General features: G+C 35.2%; 10 protein-coding genes and 1 tRNA gene. 4 read left to right on the top strand and 7 right to left on the bottom strand.

Going from position 1 to position 21,580, the window contains the following annotated elements; translation table 11 throughout:
• Positions 1-36: 36 nt before the first annotated feature.
• The 7 genes from ACFJGY_RS14060 to fbp all read right to left on the bottom strand — a co-directional run bounded on the left by ACFJGY_RS14060 (position 37) and on the right by fbp (position 11,119).
• Positions 37-3,480 carry an AAA family ATPase gene (locus ACFJGY_RS14060; protein ID WP_379964978.1) on the bottom strand — a complete coding sequence of 1,148 codons (3,444 nt, stop codon included), beginning with the start codon at positions 3,478-3,480 and terminating at the stop codon, positions 37-39.
• A 113-nt stretch (positions 3,481-3,593) separates the two neighbouring features.
• On the bottom strand, positions 3,594-5,216 hold the full coding sequence (groL, locus tag ACFJGY_RS14055) for a chaperonin GroEL (RefSeq protein WP_379964976.1): 1,623 nt from the start codon (positions 5,214-5,216) through the stop codon (positions 3,594-3,596).
• A gap of 102 nt (positions 5,217-5,318) precedes the next feature.
• Positions 5,319-5,597 carry a co-chaperone GroES gene (gene groES / locus ACFJGY_RS14050; protein WP_034977079.1) on the bottom strand — a complete coding sequence of 93 codons (279 nt, stop codon included), beginning with the start codon at positions 5,595-5,597 and terminating at the stop codon, positions 5,319-5,321.
• A 178-nt stretch (positions 5,598-5,775) separates the two neighbouring features.
• Positions 5,776-6,489: a hypothetical protein gene (locus tag ACFJGY_RS14045; RefSeq protein WP_379964973.1), complete on the bottom strand. Its 714-nt coding sequence runs from the start codon at positions 6,487-6,489 to the stop codon at positions 5,776-5,778.
• A gap of 53 nt (positions 6,490-6,542) precedes the next feature.
• Complete coding sequence (locus ACFJGY_RS14040) at positions 6,543-8,924, bottom strand: M1 family metallopeptidase (RefSeq protein WP_379964971.1); 2,382 nt, start codon at positions 8,922-8,924, stop codon at positions 6,543-6,545.
• 105 nt (positions 8,925-9,029) lie between these two features.
• Positions 9,030-10,037, bottom strand: coding sequence for an o-succinylbenzoate synthase (locus ACFJGY_RS14035; protein ID WP_379964969.1), 1,008 nt, complete (start codon positions 10,035-10,037; stop codon positions 9,030-9,032).
• Positions 10,038-10,099: 62 nt separating this feature from the next.
• On the bottom strand, positions 10,100-11,119 hold the full coding sequence (gene fbp / locus ACFJGY_RS14030; RefSeq protein ID WP_379964967.1) for a class 1 fructose-bisphosphatase: 1,020 nt from the start codon (positions 11,117-11,119) through the stop codon (positions 10,100-10,102).
• 237 nt (positions 11,120-11,356) lie between these two features.
• On the opposite strand from fbp, the gene ACFJGY_RS14025 reads away from it, so the two are divergent.
• The 4 genes from ACFJGY_RS14025 to ACFJGY_RS14010 all read left to right on the top strand — a co-directional run bounded on the left by ACFJGY_RS14025 (position 11,357) and on the right by ACFJGY_RS14010 (position 21,454).
• The gene (locus tag ACFJGY_RS14025; RefSeq protein WP_379964965.1) at positions 11,357-12,595 is read left to right on the top strand and encodes an aspartate kinase; all 1,239 of its coding nucleotides are present in this window, start codon (positions 11,357-11,359) and stop codon (positions 12,593-12,595) included.
• A gap of 7 nt (positions 12,596-12,602) precedes the next feature.
• The gene (locus tag ACFJGY_RS14020; RefSeq protein ID WP_379964963.1) at positions 12,603-14,453 is read left to right on the top strand and encodes a lysophospholipid acyltransferase family protein; all 1,851 of its coding nucleotides are present in this window, start codon (positions 12,603-12,605) and stop codon (positions 14,451-14,453) included.
• An 89-nt stretch (positions 14,454-14,542) separates the two neighbouring features.
• Positions 14,543-14,615 (top strand) — tRNA-Phe (locus tag ACFJGY_RS14015).
• Positions 14,616-14,731: 116 nt separating this feature from the next.
• Positions 14,732-21,454: a T9SS type B sorting domain-containing protein gene (locus tag ACFJGY_RS14010; protein WP_379964961.1), complete on the top strand. Its 6,723-nt coding sequence runs from the start codon at positions 14,732-14,734 to the stop codon at positions 21,452-21,454.
• Positions 21,455-21,580: the final 126 nt, after the last annotated feature.

Here is a 21,580-nt window from a genome sequence, read left to right as displayed (position 1 = left end):
GGATGGCTTTTCTTATTTAAAGAATTTAAAAACCATCTATGTGAAATTATTAACAATATTTTTGATACTTTCAATTTTTTCATTTATAAATTCACTCATTCCAATTTTCTTAATTATATCGAAATTTTCATTTTCATCAATGAAGTTTGATAAATTTATGTCATATAAAGTTACAAGTGAATTTGACCTAAACCAATTCATTTCACGTGGTTTAATATTTTCAAATACAGCTTTACTTAAGAAAGGTGTAATTTTAGTGTTAATTTTTAATCTATCAATTTTTTCAACATTTTGAGAATATTTTAAAAAATAATATTCTAAATCGAATGTCATAAAATCAATATTGACGAAAGAAAATAATTGTTCAAAATGAGATTCATGTAAAGTGCTGGAGAATGTGGCAAATGATTTTTTCTCATTAATCCATTCTATACTAAATTCAATTTTGAAAAAATCAATAAAGGAAATTGTTTTTAATTTTTCATTTGTAAAATCAATATTTTCCAATAATCTTTTAAATTCTGTAATTATAAATAAATTCCAAAGTCTTTTTTTATCAATGAATTGTAAAAAGGTAAGTAATGTTATTTCTTTTGGAATAGAAAATTCTTCCAAAAGCACATTCTTGAAATTATCATCATCAAGACTAGAAATATATTTAGTTTTGAGATAGATTTCAAAGTAATTATTGCTTAATTTAAACCAAGTTTTAGTATTTATTATAATTGGATTTAAATCTGAAATTTCAATAGGTAATTTGCAGGATTTAATTATAGAATTAAGTTTTGATTTTGTAATACTCTCATCATTTTTTTGATTTAATTCATCCAAAATTTCGTAGAATAAATTGATAAGTTGTGAAAAGTCGATGTCTAGTTTTCTGGCGAAAGTTTTAAAATAAGAATCAATTAAAGTATAATAATCTTGCTTTTCTAAATCAATATTATTTGAAAAAAAATAATCACAGAAATTTTCAAAAAGTATCTGATTGTTTTTGAAATGGTGAAAAATTGATTTTTTATTTTTTATTTCCTTTAAAAGTAAGTCATAATTATTATCAATTAGGAAATTTTTTGGATCATAACTTTCTTCGGTTGGTAAAAACTCATCAATTATTTTATTAAAAGATGTGGTTTTGTATTTGTCAAGATTGTCATATGTTGGAAATTCTGCTTTTTTTAAAGTAAATTTCTTTGCTTTCAACAAATGGGAAAAATTTGTACCTGACATTGTTTCTAACTCTTCTAAAAATTTCTTTGTAATTCTTAATTTATACTGTTTTGCAAGTTCTTCAATATAATAACTAAGTATATCAATCTCCTTATCTAGATGATTACTTAAATAATAATCTAAATTATCAATAATCAATTCTTTGATATGTATTTTAATTTCTGGCAATTTTTCATTATAAAAAATTTCAAATTCTAAAGGGAAAATTTCTTTGAAATCATAGAAATGACTATACTCATTTGCAAATGTTATACTATCATGATAAATTTTTAAAATTTCTTCAGGCGTAAAATTTAAAAATTCAAATGTTTTATTAATGATATCGGGAAAATAAATCATAGAACGGGAAGAAACAATTTTTCTAAAATGCTTGAAATTTTCAAAATCGTCAGAAATGTGATTTATAATGAAATTTCTAATATCTATATTTTCGTATAATTCGATATTAAAAAAATCGTTGACCTGTTTTATTTTTAAATATTTTGTATCATCCCAATCATTAAATCTAGAAAATTGGTCTGTGAATTCTTTTTCTTCGTAGTTTGAAAAATTTAAAATATCAAATTCTTTTATTATTTTTTCTTTTAAAATTAATTGTAAATCTCTATTTAATATTATTTTCTCTCCATATAAATTTAGATCAGAATCAGAATCACTTATCGTTTCATTTTTTGTGCTGAAAATAAATGTAAGTTGATTGAAAAATAATGCGTTTGATACTATTGGTTGGATCCATAAATAACCATCTGTTCTTAAATATTCTAAAATATAATCTTTGATTCCAGGATTTTGAAATCTAATAATTGTAGTGTCATAATAATTATCATTGTTAATAGATATGTAAAATTCCTCCAGTTTTAAAAGCTCAATTCGAAAATCTGCGGGAATTAAATTTACATTAAGAAGCTGACGTGCCTCCATTTGGATTTTAATAAAAGAATTCTTCAAATCTTCTATATCTAAATCATCTCCGGAAACAAGTAAAATGTATAATATTAATTGTGATGTTGGATTAAGCTTACTAAATGCAGTTTTCCAAAAATCCAATGGCTTTTCAAGATATTGGTAAAATGAACTAAAAAAAGTACTAGAAGATTTTTGCTCTTCTTTATCAATATAGATTTTAATAAATTGTTCAATAAGTCTTGGAGAATAATTTTTGTGTTTGAGTATATATTTTAAGTCTTCATCATATTTTAACTTTTCAAAATATGATAAATCAAAGTCATAAAATAATAAATGATTTAGGAATATTCTTAACTTATCTTCAAGTGAAAAATCACTAACATTAATTATAAATTTGGAATGGTTAAGTACCTTTTCAGTATCGTATTCTGCGTTTGATAAAATATCTTTTATTATATAATCTCTGGAAGTTAGAATTAAATATTTATTATTCGACTCAGTAAAATGTTTAATAATATTTTGAAATTCTCTTTCATAAGTGCTGTGTTTCTGAATGTGTGGGCTGAAATTTTGTCCCCAAAAATCATCAATTATTATAAGCTGGTTTTCCTTTGCTATGCTCAATACATTTATATAATCTCTTTCTTCTAAGAAAACAACATCTTTGACTTTTTTATATAAGAAATAATTGGCTATTATTTTCGCTGTCGTAGTTTTTCCCACGCCAGGATTTCCAGAAAGAATAATTACTTTGTTTTCCTCAAGCTCTTGAATGAGGAAAGGAATTTGATTTGTAGAATGATATAAGTTTCGTTTTAATTTTATATCGTCTACAAAACCTAAAGTGTTGTTATAGTATTTGCGGTAAATTGTTTGGTCGAGTGCAAGTTCTATAGACGCAAAATTAGGAACTAGTAATTTAGAATAGGTCTTGAAAAGATATTCATATTCAGTCTGTCCAAGGTATTTATTAAGTTTAATTCCATCAATGATATCTTCTTCATTAAGAATGTAACCATCAAAAAGTTTTTTAATTGCTTCTGCTTTTTCAGCAGAACTTAACTCTATGTTGGTGCAAACGATGTATCTATTTGGTTTTTGTCTTTTACATTTTGCAACTTCTTTTTTCATACTTGCGAAAAAAGAATTATAGTTATTTGGATTGTAGAGTTTACATTGACCAATTATTTTTATATCAGTATTGGTTGATTTTATATCAATTCCACCATCTTTTCCTTTGCCGTAAGTAGTAAATTTAATATTCTTTTCCCTAATTTCTAAAAGATCACTACAAAAATTTTCGAATTCTGATGGAAATAAAAGGTTATGAAAGTCGAAATTCATTATTATTTAATGTATGTTTATAATATATGAAATTAATGATTTAAATGTTCACAAAAAAACCGCTCAGAAAAATCTGAACGGTTTTAATTTATAATTGCTTCGATCGCTGATTGTTACATCATTCCTGGCATTCCGCCGCCCATTGGCATTGCAGGTTCGTTACTTTTCACTTCTGTGATTACACATTCTGTTGTAAGTAGCATTCCTGAAACAGAAGCTGCATTTTCCAAAGCAACTCTCGTTACTTTAGTTGGATCGATGATCCCGGCTTCCAGCATATTTACATACTCATCAGTTTTTGCGTTGTAACCGAAATCTCCGGTTCCTTCTGCAACTTTTGCAACGATTACAGAACCTTCGCCTCCGGCATTGGTTACGATTTGTCTCAATGGCTCTTCGATAGCTCTTTTGATGATTTTGATACCTGTTGTTTCGTCGGCATTCGATCCTTCGAAGTTAAGGGCAGAAACCGCTCTTACCAAAGCAACACCACCACCGGCAACGATACCTTCTTCTACCGCAGCTCTTGTTGCGTGCAATGCATCGTCAACTCTGTCTTTTTTCTCTTTCATTTCCACTTCGGAAGCAGCACCTACGTAAAGTACGGCAACTCCGCCAGCTAATTTAGCCAGTCTCTCCTGTAGTTTTTCTTTGTCATATTCAGAAGTTGTAGTCTCCATCTGAGCTTTGATCTGAGAAACTCTTCCTTTTATCTGAGCTTCTTCACCACCACCGTTTACAAGCGTTGTATTATCTTTGTCGATTACCACTTTCTCAGCAGTTCCCAACATATCGATGGTAATATTTTCCATATTGAAACCTCTTTCTTCAGAGATCACTGTTCCACCTGTCAAGATTGCGATATCTTCCAACATTGCTTTTCTTCTGTCACCAAATCCTGGCGCTTTCACAGCAGCAATTTTAAGAGAACCTCTCAATTTGTTTACTACCAAAGTTGCCAAAGCCTCACCTTCAACTTCTTCAGAGATAATTAATAATGATTTTCCACCTTGTGCAACTGGTTCAAGAACTGGTAATAATTCTTTCATAGAAGAGATTTTTTTCTCAACTAACAAGATGTAAGGATTTTCCAACTCAACTACCATTTTCTCAGGATTTGTTACGAAATATGGTGATTGGAAACCTCTGTCGAACTGCATTCCTTCTACAACATCTACAGTTGTGTCCGTTCCTTTTGCTTCCTCAACAGTGATCACACCTTCTTTCCCCACTTTTCCAAAAGCTTCAGCAATCAATGAACCGATAGTATCGTCATTATTTGCAGAGATAGAAGCGACTTGTTTGATTTTCTCTGAATTATTTCCAACTTCCTGAGACTGAGATTTCAGGTTTTCAACAACTGCCAAAACAGCTTTATCGATTCCTCTTTTCAAGTCCATTGGGTTTGCACCAGCAGCAACGTTTTTAAGACCTTCTCTTACGATAGCCTGGGCAAGAACTGTAGCGGTAGTTGTACCATCTCCAGCGATGTCATTGGTTTTAGAAGCTACTTCTTTCACCATTTGAGCACCCATATTTTCTACTCTGTCTTCCAGTTCGATCTCTTTTGCAACAGTTACACCGTCTTTGGTAACGTGTGGCGCACCGAAAGATTTCTCGATGACAACATTTCTACCTTTTGGTCCTAAAGTCACTTTAACTGCATTAGCTAATGCGTCAACACCTCTTTTCAAAGCGTCTCTTGATTCAATATCGAATTTAATTTCTTTTGCCATTTTTTGTTGTATTAATGTACTTTGTACAATATATTAATGAATGTTGTATTCACAAAAACTTAAATTATTTTACGTGAATACTTTTTACTTTTTACAAATTTGTTACCCAATAATTCCTAAAAGATCGCCTTCTTTCACGATAAGATAATCTTTCCCTTCAAACTTAAGTTCTGTTCCTGAATATTTTCCATAAAGCACTTTGTCACCAACTTTTACAGTAGTTGGCTCATCTACTTTTCCTGGACCAACTGCTACAACGGTTCCTTCCTGAGGTTTTTCTTTTGCAGTGTCCGGGATGATGATTCCTGATGCTGTTTTAGTTTCTGCAGGTGTTGGCTCTACCAAAACTCTGTCCGCTAATGGTTTGAAATTTACTGACATAATAAATATATAATTTTAATGTTATTCTGATTCCTACATCTCCAAGAATGTGCCAACTAGGTTTGAGGTTAGAAGTTAGAAGTTAGAAGTTAGATTTGGCAGATTTTTTTTTCAGGACTGAAATTTTGGCAGAAAAAAAGTCTACCGATTTGGTAGACTTTATATTGAAGTATTCTATTTATTCCATTATCATTTTCCTTCCTCCGGCATTTACTTCCTGCTTCACAACTTTCCTTGTCACCTGATCAATATAATAGGTACTTTCAGTTTTTCTGTCCTGAATATCATCTGTCGTTTTTACAATCCAGACTTTCTTACTATTGTATTCACCTTTTTCTACTTTTTCAATATAAGCTTTGATGACGCCTTTTTTAGCTGTAGGATTATAATCGAAAATAGAAATTTCAGTTTTGTAATTTTCTTTCAATGGCAAAAAGCGGATTAATGCCGGATAACTATTACTGTCGAAATAGGCGGAAGTTGTAACTTCGTCAATAACATCTTTTTTCTGAGTTTTCTTATCACGATAATAACCTGTCACTTTATTTTTACCAAATTTAAGCGACATATTTCTCATAGAATTGAATGACGAATGATAAACCGGCTGGAAATCAGAAATCTTAATAATGGTTGAATCAACCCAGACTTCAGGTGCTTGTTTCATTTTAACGGTCGTTCTTATCAAAAGGTCTTTCTTATTTAATTTCTTAAATTCAGTTGTAACTTTACCGATTTCTATTTTTGAACCCGCATTTTCCATTGTCCAACTTACTTCCGACGATTCATCCTGAATGTATTTTGAATCAAGTTTGACATTCGAAGGTGAAAGTAGATTTTGTGCAGAAAAAAAATTGGCACTACCAATTATTAAAAGGATAAGAAATGTTCTCATAATTTTTAATAATAAGTAGTGCCGAATATGATAAAGTTACAGCAAAACTGAATTTACTTTTTTCCTGCAGCCTGCATTGGATTTACTTTTCCGCTTGCGCCGCCTCTTGCCGTTTCTCTTTGAGCCTGTTTGAAAACCTGGAATTTCGTAGGAGCTTCTACAGATGAAGTTGCTGCCCAGAAATTATTGGAAGTATCAATATCCGCCGTTTCTTTCATTGGATCCAACTGAACAGATTTCAGTTTCTTATCAAGATAATAAGTTTTAGAAACTTTCTGCTCATTTGATCTCCAGATCTGAACATTGATTTTATCCTTAAGCTTGGTTCCATCTTCAAAGGTTAATTCCAAAATAATTGGCATTACCAGTCCGCCTTTGTTCGTGAAATCGATTTGATAAGCTTTGATGTTTTTATTAAGACCTTTCGTTTTATCTTCATTGGATAATTTTTCGGATGCTTCGGTCTTTAAAACGTATTCTTTTGATGTATCGATTTTTTCCTGTCCACGGTCATATTTGTAATAGAAATCCTGAACGTCTTTGTCACCTTCAACATAGAATTTGATGTTCTTGTCTTCTCTGTTTCTGATTTTAGAAATATCTTCAAATTCATTCAGAAGTGGCGCGTCAGCTTTATATTTAGTTTCTTTTGCTTCTTTTGGAATAACATCAAAATCAGGAAGTGCCATAGTCACTTTGTCGATTGCAATATCTACAGGATCTATGCCATAAAACCAACCTCTCCAGAACCAATCAAGATCTTCGCCGCTCGCATCTTCCATCGTTCGGAAAAGATCAGCAGGTTCCGGATGACGGAATGCCCATCTTTGAGCATACGTCTTGAATGCTTTATCAAAAAGTTCTCTTCCCATAATGGTTTCGCGAAGAATATTAAGTCCGGTTGCAGGTTTGGAATAAGCATTCGGACCAAATCTCGCAATGTTTTCTGAGTTGGTCATAATTGGTTCCAATTCATCTTTCGGAAGTTTCATATAATCTACGATTGTCCAGGCTGGTCCACGTTTGGAAGGGAATTTATTGTCCCATCTCTCCTCAGTCAAATATTCTACAAATGTGTTCAAACCTTCATCCATCCAGGACCATTGTCTCTCGTCTGAGTTGATGATCATTGGGAAAAAGTTGTGTCCAACTTCGTGGATAATAACGCCTAACATTCCGTTTTTTATAGCTTCGGAATAAGTTCCGTCTTTCTCGGTACGTCCATAATTGAAGCAAATCATTGGATATTCCATTCCGTTGGATGCTTCTACAGATTGAGCTACAGGATATGGATAAGGAATTGTAAATTCAGAATAAGTTTTGATGGTGTGAGCAACCGCTTTTGTAGAGAATTTTCGGTAAAGTCCGTAAGCTTCTTTTCCGTAGAAACTCATGGCCATCACTTTGTTGTTGTTTTCAGGAATCGTAACGCGCATTCCGTCCCAAACAAATTTTCTGGATGATCCCCAGGCGAAATCACGAACATTCTCTGCTTCGAATTTCCAGATTTTTCTTTCCTTAGATTTAGACTTTTCTGCTTTTTTAGCTTCGTCAAGTGTTACGATTTCTATCGGTTCATTTGAACTTTCTGCCTGCTTGTATCTTGCTAATTGAGCTGAAGTCAAAACCTCGTTATAATTTTTACATTCGCCGGTTCCTCCAATAATATGGTCAGCAGGTACATTCATTGCAACTTTGAAGTTTCCAAACACCAAGGCAAATTCTCCACGACCAGTAAACTGATGATTCTGCCAGCCGTGAAAATCACTGTAAACGCACATTCTTGGATACCATTGCGTCATTGTGTAAAGGTCGTTGCCGTCTTCCGGGAAGTTTTCGTAACCGCCACGGCCGCCTTTTTCCATTCGGTTCGGGATGTTGTAATTCCAATCTACTTTGAAGGTGAATTTCTCACCTGCTTTCAATGGTTTTGCCAGATCAATTCTCATCATCGTTTTGTTCACGACATATTTGATCGGGTTGCCTTTTGCGTCTGTTACTTTTTCAAGATTTACACCATAGCCGTTATCTTTTGCAGGAACTTCGGAAGGTCTTAATCTGTCAATATTAGAAGTTTTTGGTAGAGTAGAAGAGGATGGATAATCTGCGTTTTTCACAGAAGATTGTTGATTTTCATCCAGTTGTAGCCAGAGATACTCTAATTCATCGGGTGAATTATTATAATAAGTAATCGTTTCAGAACCTTTCAGATTTCTCTTGTCTTCATCCAGATAGGCGGAAATATCATAATCGGCTCTTTGTTGCCAATACTGATTTCCAGGCGCGCCAGAAGCTGTTCTGTAAGTGTTTGGCGTTGGAAGAATTGTCCCGAGTTGTTCAAATTTGTTCCCGTGATTGCTACCAGGATTATTCTGAATATTTTGGGCATTGAATAAAGAACAAACGAATAATAGACCTAAAATTTTTAATTTCATTTCCGAAAAATTGATGAATGATAAAATTACATGTCATCAAATTTAGGAAATAGTTATTAATAATTATGGAACGAAAAGTAATTATTGGTGTTTTATCTATAAATATTAATCTTCAAACCAAAGATTTTCTCCTTTCAAAACTAAGGGCGTCGGAAAATTATTAGTGAATAAACCGCCGGTTCCCAAACCTTGAGGCATTGGATTTTTTTTGTTGTAAGTGTATTGCGCAATGGCATTCAGTCCGATGTTGCTTTCCAAAGCAGAGGTAATCCACCAGTTAATATTATTATTTTCAGCTAAATCAATCCATTCATCCGAACCGGAAAATCCGCCAACAAGACTTGGTTTCAGAATAATATACTGAGGCTTGATTTCTGTAAGAAGGTCTTTTTTCGATTCGATATTTAGGACACCTATTAATTCTTCGTCTAAAGCAATCGGCGTAGGTGTATTCTTGCAAAGTTCTGCCATCGCTTTCCAGTTTCCGGCTTTTATTGGCTGCTCGATGGAATGGATTTCCAGTTCTGCCAATTCTTCCAAAACAATTTTTGCCTGTTCCGGAGAAAACGCACCGTTGGCATCCACACGAAGCTCAATCTGATCTTTTGGGAATTTTTCTCTTACAGATCTAATGACTTTCTTTTCAGAATCCCAATCAACACCGATTTTGAGTTTGATACAAGTGAAATTATTTTTAAGTTTCTCCTCTATTTGAGATTGCATATAATCTGCATTTCCCATCCAGATCAAACCATTGATTTTGATAGAATCTTTTCCTTCTGTAAAAGCACTGGGGAAATAAATATCTTTTTCCTGATTAAGATTTGCCAAAGCCTGTTCAATTCCAAATATTATAGATGGATGATTGACGAGTTCTTCCTGCAATTCTTCCAAACTCAAGTTGATATTACGGCAAGCCCAATCCAAAACATCTTCATAATCTTCATCGTCATCAAAACTTAATCCCCGGAAAAGAGAACATTCGCCAATTCCTTTCCTGTCGTCTTCAAAGACTTCTATAAAATAGGTTTCTTTGGTATTCAAAACGCCTCTGGAAGTTCCGCTCGGACGTTTGAAATTGAGAATATATTGATGAAATTTTGCAGTCTTCATGATACAAAAATAAGAAAAGACCGAACAAATCGGTCTTTAGTATTATTTAAAATTACTATAGTTTAATTTTTACTCACAGCTTTTGCCATAAACTCTTCCGCCTGAGTTACCATTGCCGCACTTCCGCAGAAGAATGGCACACGCTGATGAAGTTCTGTTGGCTCGATTTCCATAATTCTCTTGAAACCATCACTGCATTTTCCGCCGGCTTGTTCTGCCAGGAAAGCCATTGGATTTGCTTCATAAAGCAATCTTAATTTTCCGTTTGGAGAATGTGAAGTCTGAGGATAAATATAGATTCCGCCCTTCAGCATATTTCTGTGAAAATCGGAAACCAAAGATCCAATGTATCTTGAAGTGTACGGTCTGTCGCCTTCTTCTTCCTGACAATATTTGATATAATCTTTTACGCCCTGAGGGAATTTGATGTAATTTCCTTCGTTGATGGAATAGATTTTTCCCATAGTCGGGAATTTGATGTTTTCGTGAGACAGATAATAAGTTCCGATTGATGGATCCAAAGTGAATCCGTTTACACCATTTCCTGTTGTATAAACAATCATTGTGGATGAACCGTAAACAACATAACCTGCAGCAACCTGATTCACACCTTTTTGTAAAAAATCTCTCAGTTCAACCGGACTTCCCGGATCCGAAACCCTTCTGTAAATCGAAAAAATAGTTCCTACAGAAACGTTGACATCAATGTTGGAAGAACCATCCAAAGGATCAATTAAAACGACATATTTACTAAGGTGTGCGTTTTCTGTGCATTTGACCTCGATGAAATCATCACTTTCTTCAGACGCTATTCCACAAACAACTTCTCTCTGGGAAAGTGCTGCGATGAAAATATCGTTCGCCAAAACATCCAGTTTCTGCTGATCTTCACCCTGGATATTCATATTTCCGACGTTTCCGATAATATCCGCAATCCCGGCTTTGTTCACCTCGCGGTTCACAATTTTTGTCGCAATCCTGATGGAACTGATAAGACGGGAAAGTTCACCGGTAGAATATTTGAAATCATCCTGTTTATCAATGATGAATTCTCCTAAAGTTTGTAGAGCTTGTTTTGACATATCATTATTTTCTTGATTACAAAACTATATTATTTTTTAATTAAATAAAACAAAATTTACCATTAATTGATGATACTTATCATAATCTTATTAATATGGTTTTATATCTCCACTTGAGGAATTAAAAAAATCGATGCCAATTTTCATATTTCGTTCATTATTAATATTTTTGGGAGTTAATAATAAATTAACGAAGCTGTTGTACTAAAAACAATTGTTCTAACTATTAAAAATCTAATGAAAGTTTACAAATTTGGTGGTGCATCTGTAAAAGATGCAGAAGGTGTGAAAAATGTAGCCTTGGTTCTGGAAACTCAGGGTTTTGAAAAATGTCTGCTGGTGGTTTCCGCAATGGGAAAAACCACGAATGCTTTGGAAAAAGTAGTGGAGTATTATTTCAAAAAACAGGATTATCAGAACGAAATTGAACTGATAAAGAAAAATCACATCGATATTGCCAAAGGTTTGTTTTCAGAAAACCATCCGGTTTTTGGAGAGATTTCTTTATTTTTTGATGATATCGATTCTTTTTTAAGGAGAAACAAATCTCCTAATTACAACTTCGTTTACGATCAGGTTGTAAGTTGCGGCGAAATGATTTCATCAAAAATATTAAGCGAATATCTTAATGATATTCAGTTTTTTAACCACTGGCTGGATGCGAGAGATTATATTAAAACAGACAGCAATTACAGAGAAGGAATCGTCAACTGGCAGGAAACGGAACAGAATATTTCCAAGCTTGATAAAATCAATTGTTATGTCACTCAGGGATTTATCGGTTCAGAAACTAATAATTTTACAGTGACTCTTGGTCGTGAAGGTTCAGATTATACCGCAGCAATTTTTGCATATTGCCTTAATGCTGATGAAATGACGATCTGGAAAGATGTTCCCGGCGTGATGACCGGCGATCCGAGGAAATTTGAAAATGTAGAACTTTTGTCTTTCATTTCTTACGAAGAAGCAATTGAGATGGCATATTACGGTGCATCGGTTATTCACCCAAAAACATTGCAGCCGCTTAAGCAGAAAAACATCCCGTTCTTTGTAAAATCATTTATAGAACCGAAAGAACCCGGAACCAAGGTTGGGAATTCCACCGAAAATGAATCCGTGGAAAGTTATATTCTCAAAGAAAATCAAACATTGTTAAATGTTGAAACCCGCGATTTCTCTTTCATAGCCGAGGATCACATGAGTTTGATCTTTACGCTTCTGGCAAAATATAAAATTAAAGTTTCCCTGATGCAGAATTCAGCAATTTCATTAGCTTTATGTCTGGAAGACAAATTTGGGATGGCAAATGATTTTAATGAAGAATTACAGCAAAGTTTTATTACGCAGATGACTAAGAATGTATCTTTGTTCACGGTTAGAAATGCGGAACTTGACAAACTTGATCAATTTTATAAAGACAAAAAAGTACTGCTGGAGCAGATTTCTAAAAAAACCTTCCAAATGGTAACCATGTAAAAACACTATGAGCTTAATTTCCAAAGAAGACTTGATAAAAGCAGCCGGACTCGATAAAATTGGTTTTCTCAAGAGACCGGTTGCTTCGGCAATTATGAATCTTACAAAGATCAATGAGGTCAATAATTTGTACAATAAGCTGATCCATACGAAAGGCGTAGAATTTTTTGATGAATTTGTAAGAGAACAAGAACTAAGTTACATTGTCTTTGAAGAAGATCTTGCGAAAATTCCTAAAACAGGACCTTTCATTATCGTTTCCAATCATCCGCTTGGTGCATTGGATGGCATATTAATGTGTAAAATTATTTTGCGTGTCCGCCCGGATTTTAAGGTAATGGGCAATTTTCTCCTTTCGAAAATAAAACCAATGGAGCCTTTTGTTATTTCTGTAAATCCTTTCGAAGGTAGAAAAGATGCTTATAACAGCTCTTCCGGGATGCGGGAGACATTCAGGCATCTGTCGGAAGGCGGATGTTTAGGGATTTTTCCGGCTGGCGAAGTGTCCAATAAAAATAACGAATATGGTGAGGTTCTCGACAGACCTTGGGGGAAAATAGCATTGAAAATTATTAAAAAAGCAAGAGTTCCCGTTGTTCCAATGTATTTTCATGCGACCAACAGCCAGATGTTTTATAATGTTTCCAAGCTGCATCCTGATCTGCAGACATTGATGCTGCCAACCGAAATGATGCGGAAAAGAGATAAACCGATCAGAATCAGAATCGGCAAACCAATCACCGTGAAGCAGATGGATGAGGAGGAAAGTCTTGAAGAACTTGGTGATTATCTTTACAATAAAGTTTATATGCTGAAGTCTTATTATGAAAGAAGAAAAAGCATTACCGAAAAACTTAAACTTCCAAATATGGCTTTGAAACTTCCTTTGCTGAAGCAGAATAATATCGTTCAGAATATCATCGATGCGACACCAACGGAAGATATCAAAAATGAAATAAATACACTCAAAAATACAGAAAATAAAAAGCTGTTTTCTCATGGCGATTATGATGTATTTTTTACGCCGTCGGCAGACATTCCTTTCATTATGAGAGAAATCGGAAGGCAGCGGGAACTTACGTTTCGCGCAATAGGAGAGGGAACAAACCTGCCTTTTGACCTGGACGAATATGATAATCACTATCACCATCTTTTTCTTTGGGATAATGCCGATAAAAAATTGGTTGGTGCCTACAGAATGGCTTTGGGTTCCGAAGTGATGAAAAAATTCGGGATCGATGGATTCTACACCAGTTCTCTCTTCGAATATGATCCGGAGCTTCAGCCGTTTTTCCGAAAAGTAATCGAAATGGGGAGAGCATATATTTCAATTGAATATCAGCAGAAACCGTTTCCGTTATTTTTACTTTGGAGAGGAATCGTTCATGTCTGCCTGAGGAATCCGGAGCATAAATTCCTGATGGGCGGCGTAAGTATCAGCAACAAGTTTTCAGAATTTTCCAAGTCATTAATGATTGAGTTTATGCGTTCTCATTATTATGATTCTGCAGTGGCGCAATACATCCATCCAAAAAATGAATTCAAGGTGGTGATGAAAGAGCGCGACAAAGCTTTGTTTTTCGAAGATATTGATGCCGATCTTAATAAATTGGATAAAATTATCGATGATCTGGAACCGGAATTAAGACTTCCAGTTTTGATTAAAAAATATATCAAACAAAATGCGAAAATGATTGCCTTCAATGTGGATCCAAACTTCAACGATGCGATTGACGGATTGATGTATATCCGCATCAGTGATCTTCCGGAAGATACCATTAAGCCGGTTTTAGAAGAGCTGAGTGATTTTTTCAAATCCCAAACGGAAAAAAAATCGACTGAAAATCAGCAGGATTAAGCTTTTGTAATAAAAAAAAATTAGAATTACTTGCGAGATATAGATAAACCTATTATTTTTGCACCACTTAAAACAACAAACTAAGTGATGGTTTCTTAGCTCAGTTGGTAGAGCAACGGATTGAAAATCCGTGTGTCCCTGGTTCGATCCCTGGAGAAACCACTTAAAACCGCCTATTTATAGGCGGTTTTTTGTGTATTAAATTTAGGAAATATTGTTAAAGATTTCTTAAAATTTAATACTTTTGCAAAAAACTAATTTCTATTATATCAAATTGCATGAAAAAATATTATTTCCTACTATTTTCCGCCATATTTTCTTTTTTTAATGCTCAGCAAAATACTAAAAATGATACGCTTAATTATTTGTCAAACGGTATCGTAGAAGATAAACAAGGGCATATTATCACAGATAGTAAACTCCGTGAAAAATTCTTGAAAGAACGGTCAGATAAAGTTCTTTCAGAAAAGAAAAATATGAAAAAAGCAGCTTTAACAGCCGTGGAAATGTGTTCCAATGGTGGATTTGAGCAGGTAGAAAATGTGGGAGGAAGTAATTATCTTAAGAATTTTTTATATACAATTGGCGATCCGCCCGGCCCAACGCAGTGTAGGTCGATCTCAAATAAAGCAGATTCTTATATCAATCAGTATAATCCGTCTTCTACCAGCGAGATGGCAACTACTGTTCCTGCCAATCTCATTGATACTTATATGGGCGATATCAAGGCTTTTGATCAATATGCTTTGAAAATTAATTACCCAAATTCCAGTACATACGGTTCTATTGTTCAGGGGAAAAGATTCAAAACAAATAATGAGAATTTTCTCAAATTCAATTATAAAGCAATTCTGCAAAGTGTTTATGATAACAGCCACACGGATAATCAGGCATTTTTCAAGGCAAGGATACTTAACAAAGCTGGTGCTGTGGTCAGTGAGTTTTGTCTGGTAGGAGATGAAAAAAACTGTATTTTCACAAAAGTTCCAGATGGCAGTTATGGTTATGTGACACTTTATACAGCCAATTGGCAATCGGGATTGCTGGATATTTCTTCGATTCCAAATAATGAAGAATTTACTGTCGAGTTTATGGCTTCCAGATGTGGTCTGGGAGGACATTTTGGATATGCTTACGTAGATGATATCTGTCTTCTGCACTCTAATGAAAGTTTCATCGGGAGCATCACATTAGATCCTTTGAATGCCGTTTGTCCGACTTTGCCAATCAATGTGACAGGTGTTTACACTTTACCGAATTCCGGAGGCGTGACGGCTTCTGTGAAAAATATAACACTGAAATTATTCAATGAAGCCGGAACAGCAGTTTATACAACCCAATCTGCTAATATTGATGCTGTTAATAAGAAGTTTAACTTTGTACTCAATACTCCGGATATTCCGAATGTCAACCAAAGCAATTATAATGTTGGCGTTTATATCAATTACGACATACAGGGCAGTTCATGCGGAGGCGGTAATTTTTTCTCCAATGCTTCGGATACGGATGCGAATGACGGATGGGATATTAGTTTTCTCAACTGTTCATCGTCCTGTAATATACCTGTAACGACGGCAAAATTATCTAAATGTGATATTGGGAATGACGGTCTGGAACATTTTAACCTTACCGATCTTGATAACAAAGTAGTAACTTCTACTGCCGGTCTTTCTTTTGCATATTTCAAAAATTATAATGATGCATTTGGTAATGCTAATAATATTTCGGGTTTTACAAGCTATTCTTCCGGAACTTCTACCATTTATGTAAGAGTGTCTAAAGATCCAAGCTGCTACAAAATAATTCCGGTTTCTTTAGAAGTCAGAAATCCCACAGCTAATATCACAGGTGTTCTGAATGTCTGTTCGGGAAGTACAGATCTTACAGCTTCTTCAGGAAGTTCTTATTTATGGAGTTATAATAATCTTACGACACAAACTATAACCGTTACAGATGTAGGCGTATATTCCGTAACCGTTACGGACAGTTATGGATGCAGCAGTACGGCAAGTGTAAGTATAGAGCCTAGCCAGACAGCAGTTTCGCCAACCTTGGCAGTAACACAACCCTCTTGTTTTGTTTCCTATGGAACGATCAAGGTTACATCACCAGCATCAGAGTACAGTTTCGATAATGGTGCGACCTGGACAACTAATGCTACAAAAACCAATCTGTCACCCGGAAAATATTTTGTGAAAATAAAAACGTCTAAAGGGTGTACTTCATACTCTCAGGAAGTAGATATTTTTCAGTCGTTATTGCCATATCCCAATGCAAATGTAGTACAGCCAAGATTTTGCGGAGATACAGGAACCATAACTGTAACTACAACTGCGCCTTACTACAGTTTTGATAATGGGGTAACCTGGGTATCAAATCCTGTTGCAGATAAATTGCAACCTGCCAAATATACCATCAGAACAAAAGATGCTGCCGGCTGTATCTCGAATCCTCAGGTTGTTCTGATACAAAGCCAGACACTTGGCTATGCAGATTATTCTTTGGTAAGTCCCGCCTGTTCTGTTCCGGGGACTATTACGATTAATACGCCCGCAGATTTCTACACTTTCGATGGTGGAACGACTTGGGTGACTTCCAATGTGATGAATAATGTTAATTCTGGAAATTTTTCTGTGGGTGTCAAAAATTATCTTGGCTGTATATCGTATTTCACAACAATTTATATTAATAAATTTGAAAGTCAATATCCACAATATGAGGTGATTCAGCCGGAGTGTGGATCGGATGGAAGCATTTATATTAAAACAGAAGCAGCGCAATACAGCTTTGACAATGGACTAACCTGGACAACAAGTAACCTTGCAGAGTTGCCGCCGGGAACTTACAGAATCAAAATTAAAAATGCTGCAAACTGTATTTCTCAAGCACAAACCGTTACACTAAATCCCCCAACGCTGCCTTATCCGATTTATACAAAAGAAGATCCGGGCTGTGGTATAAATGGAAAAATAACGATCAACAGTATTAATGATTTTTACAGCTTTGATAATGGTATAACGTGGGTAACTACCAATTCCAAAATATTACCGGCAGGGACTTATTATATTATGGTCAAAAATAATATGGGCTGTAAATCCTATGCACAATATGTTTCGCTTTATGAGCAAAAACTGCCTAGGCCTTCCTTCACTGTTACCCAGCCTAGCTGCTCCGTTCCGGCAACTATTACGATAACATCAGTTGCAGATTATTACAGCATCAATGGCGGATCTACCTGGAGTACAAATCCTGTTTTTAATAATTTAACAGGTACTAGCTACAGTATTGCTGTGAAAAATAATCTGAATTGCGTTTCAGAATCTGCTTACGTATATTTTAATCAGATATTTTTGGATGATCCAACTTATACAGCCGTTAGCCCGAGTTGTGGCAATACGATTGGAAGCATCAAATTTACATCATCGGCAGATCAATACAGTATCAACGGAGGTTCAACCTGGTCAGCCAGTCCGGATTTTCCTAATCTTTCACAAGGTTATTATAGCCTAAGGGTAAGAAAAGGAGGATGTACTTCTAATTACGTAAGTATATATTTGGATAATACATATTTGGCAACGCCTTCCGTAACCACTGTTCAGCCGTCGTGTGGTGTCAAAGGCAGCATTACAGTAAATGCGGTTGCAGATTCTTACAGTATAGACGGAGGTTATACCTGGGTTACAAATCCTGTTTTCAATAACCTGAATTCTGGCTATTACTCTGTCATGATTAAAAAGGGAACTTGTACATCCTCTTCATCATCCGTTAATCTTAAACAATTTTATCTGGATGACCCAAGTTATACGTACACAAAACCTTCTTGTGGAGTAGGAGGATCAATTACGATTACAACGCCAGCTAGTTTTTACAGTATAAATGGGGGAAATACTTGGAGTGCCAGCCCTAATTTTACTAATTTATCATCTGGTTATTATAATATAGCGATAAAAAATAGTCAAAATTGTACCTCTAACCTTTATAATAGTTCATTAAGCATTGATAAATATTATCTTCCTAAACCGGATGTAGAAATTGTTCAGCCAAAATGCGGACTAAACGGAAGTATCAGGGTTGCAACACCAGCTGCCCAATATAGTTTTGATAATGGTAATACATGGACCACAAATCCTGTACTTAATAATCTTACTTCTGGTTATTATTATGTCATTATAAAAAATGCTCAGAACTGTGTCTCAGAAGCTTTTTCTGTGTCCATTACGACATTTTACTTGCCAAAACCAATGACAAGCGTAGTGCAGCCAACTTGTAGTAATAATGGAAGTATCACAGTTGTATCAAACGCTACTTTTTATTCCTTCGATAATGGTGTGACCTGGGGAACTAGTTCTACATTACTCAATCCTGCACCGGGATATTATTACATAAAAATTAAAAACTCAGCCGGCTGTATTTCAACTGCAGCCAATGAGAGCATACAGAAATATTTTTTAAGCTCGCCACAGGTGACAACCATTCAGCCAACTTGTGCGTCACCATCGGGAACTATCATTGTCAATACCATCGCCGATCTTTACAGCTTTGATAATGGTGCAAACTGGGTTACAAATCCAATTAAAACTAATGTGAATTCCGGCTCTTATAATGTTTTGATTAAAAACAGCTTTGGTTGTGTATCACAATCGGCTTATGCTTATATCAATTCCAGTCCAAACATTCCTGCTGCTCCTGCGGTCACCGTAGTTCAGCCAACAGCTTGTGACAGTACAGACGGAAGTATAAAGATCACTACCTCGGCACTTAGTTATTCCTTCAATGACGGAGCATCGTGGACTACAAATCCTGTAAAAAATAATCTAGGTTCCGGAACTTATATTGTTAAACTTAAAATTAATTCTTTCAGTTGTGAGTCCTTGACAACCGTTGTTAACCTGGATTCTGGTGTGGCAATAGCGGCTCCGGATGTATCTGTAACGGCACCTACTTGCAGTGTTGCGACAGGAAGTATCACTGTAACAAGTCCTGCGGCTACTTATAGTTTTGATAACGGTTTGACATTTACTTACAGCAATTCAAAAAGTGGTCTTTTGCCGGGAACTTATCAGGTAAAAGTCAAAAATGCGGCAGGCTGCATATCCAACGTTGCAACAGCTGTTATTTCTAAACCGGCACCTTTGCCGGCACCTGTTTATATCATAAATCATCCGGATTGTAATAATACACTTGGCGAAATTAAAATTACAAGTCCTGCTGCCGAATTTAGTTTTGATAATGGACTTACATTTGGTTCTTCCGATACAAAATCAAATCTGTCTCCGGGAACTTATAATCTGATGATAAAAGATGCTGCCGGATGCATCTCACTTGCTGCAATGGTTACGATTAATACCAAACCGATAACACCGGATTTACCACAGGTTTCTATTACCCAGCCTTTGGGATGTACCGCTAGCAATGGGAATATTTCTGTAATATCTCCGGCGGCATTCTACAGTTTTGATGATGGTGTTACCTGGGGAGCGAGTTCCAATGCAACGCTTGCACCGGGAACCTATCTTGTAAAACAAAAGTTATCAAGTACAGGTTGTCCGTCGCCGGCACTTTCCGTAACGATCGATACACCTCCGAATGCTCCGGTTTTACCTGTCTATAGCGTGAATCAGCCTGCATCTTGTACCAATCCTTTTGGTGATATCACCATCTCAACGGTTGCAGCTTTTTATAGTTTTGATAATGGGATAACCTATTCTCAAAGTTCAAATTCGGGGCAATTGTCGCCGGGTATTTATCAATTAAAAACAAAAAATTCTGCCGGTTGCGAATCGGGAGCTGTTTTGGTAACGATCAAAAAACCTGTTGATACACCAATATTGCCAACAGTACAAGTTCAGCAGCTGGATTGTCATCATCCAAGTGGAGAAATTTTAATTAACACTCCAGCAGTTCAGTATTCTATCGATGATGGGGTAAGCTGGACTAATACTAATTCTTTCAAAAGTCTGGCACCGAATACTTATAATGTAAGATATAAGAATGCAATTGGTTGTATATCAGATCCAGCTCAGGTTGCTATCAATACTTATACTAATAATACACCAACGCCGATAGCATCTTCCCAGCAGAATTTTTGTGTACAAAACAAATCTACAATTGCAAATATCAGTATTACCGGAACTGGAGTCAAGTGGTTTGATGCACCAATTGGAGGCAATCAATTGTCAGCCTCAACAGCTTTGACTAATGGAACAACTTATTTTGCATCTCAAGTTGTTGCAACTTGTGAGAGTGTCCGGATTCCTGTTACGGTTAAAATAACGGCTACATTGCCTCCAACGGGTAAATCCCCACAGCTATTCTGTATCAGCAAAAATGCAAAACTGACGGATATTCAGATTTCCGGAACCAATATAAAATGGTATGCAGATAATTCATCGATGACGCCGCTGCCAGCTGTTACAGCTTTACAAGACGGATTTACTTACTATGCGACTCAAACTGTTGATGGCTGCGAAAGCGTACTCAGATTACCAATTCTTGTAAATATTACATCCAACGTTATTCCTGGATTAATCGGACCCGAGATTGCTAACATCAAAGTAGAAAATACGACAGCAACTGTTATTATCAATGGTTCTTCGGTCTATGAGTACTCTTTAAATAACGACAAAGACTGGCAGGATTCTAATATTTTCAGCAATTTATCACAAGGTGTTTATAAAGTGTATGTGCGGGAAAAAACCAATATTTGTGCAGTTTCATTTAAAGAATTTGTAATTTTCAAAATTAATAATATTATCACACCCAATGGAGATGGGATCAATGATGGCTGGAGTATAGAAGGTTTGGAAAACTATCCTGGAACAATTGTTCGGGTTATGGATAAAAACGGCAGGGTAGTTCTTGAAAAAACCGTTACAGGTAAATTTTTCTGGAATGGGACTTTCTTAGGAAGAGCTTTGCCGACAGATAATTATTGGTATCATATCATATTGTCAGATGGTAGATTGCTGACAGGATTTGTCGTTATAAAAAATAGAAACTAACGAGGTCAAAAATAAAAAAGACGCTTATTATAAGCGTCTTTTTTATAAATTAAACTATAAAGTCAATAGTTTTATAAGTTGAACTAATAGATTTCAATTTTATTTTTACTGTTATTTTCCCACATT

The organism is Epilithonimonas sp. UC225_85, assembly GCF_042695135.1.
Lineage (GTDB): Bacteria > Bacteroidota > Bacteroidia > Flavobacteriales > Weeksellaceae > Epilithonimonas.
Note: the sequence above shows the minus strand (reverse complement) of the source record. Positions and strands in the feature narration are given on the sequence as shown.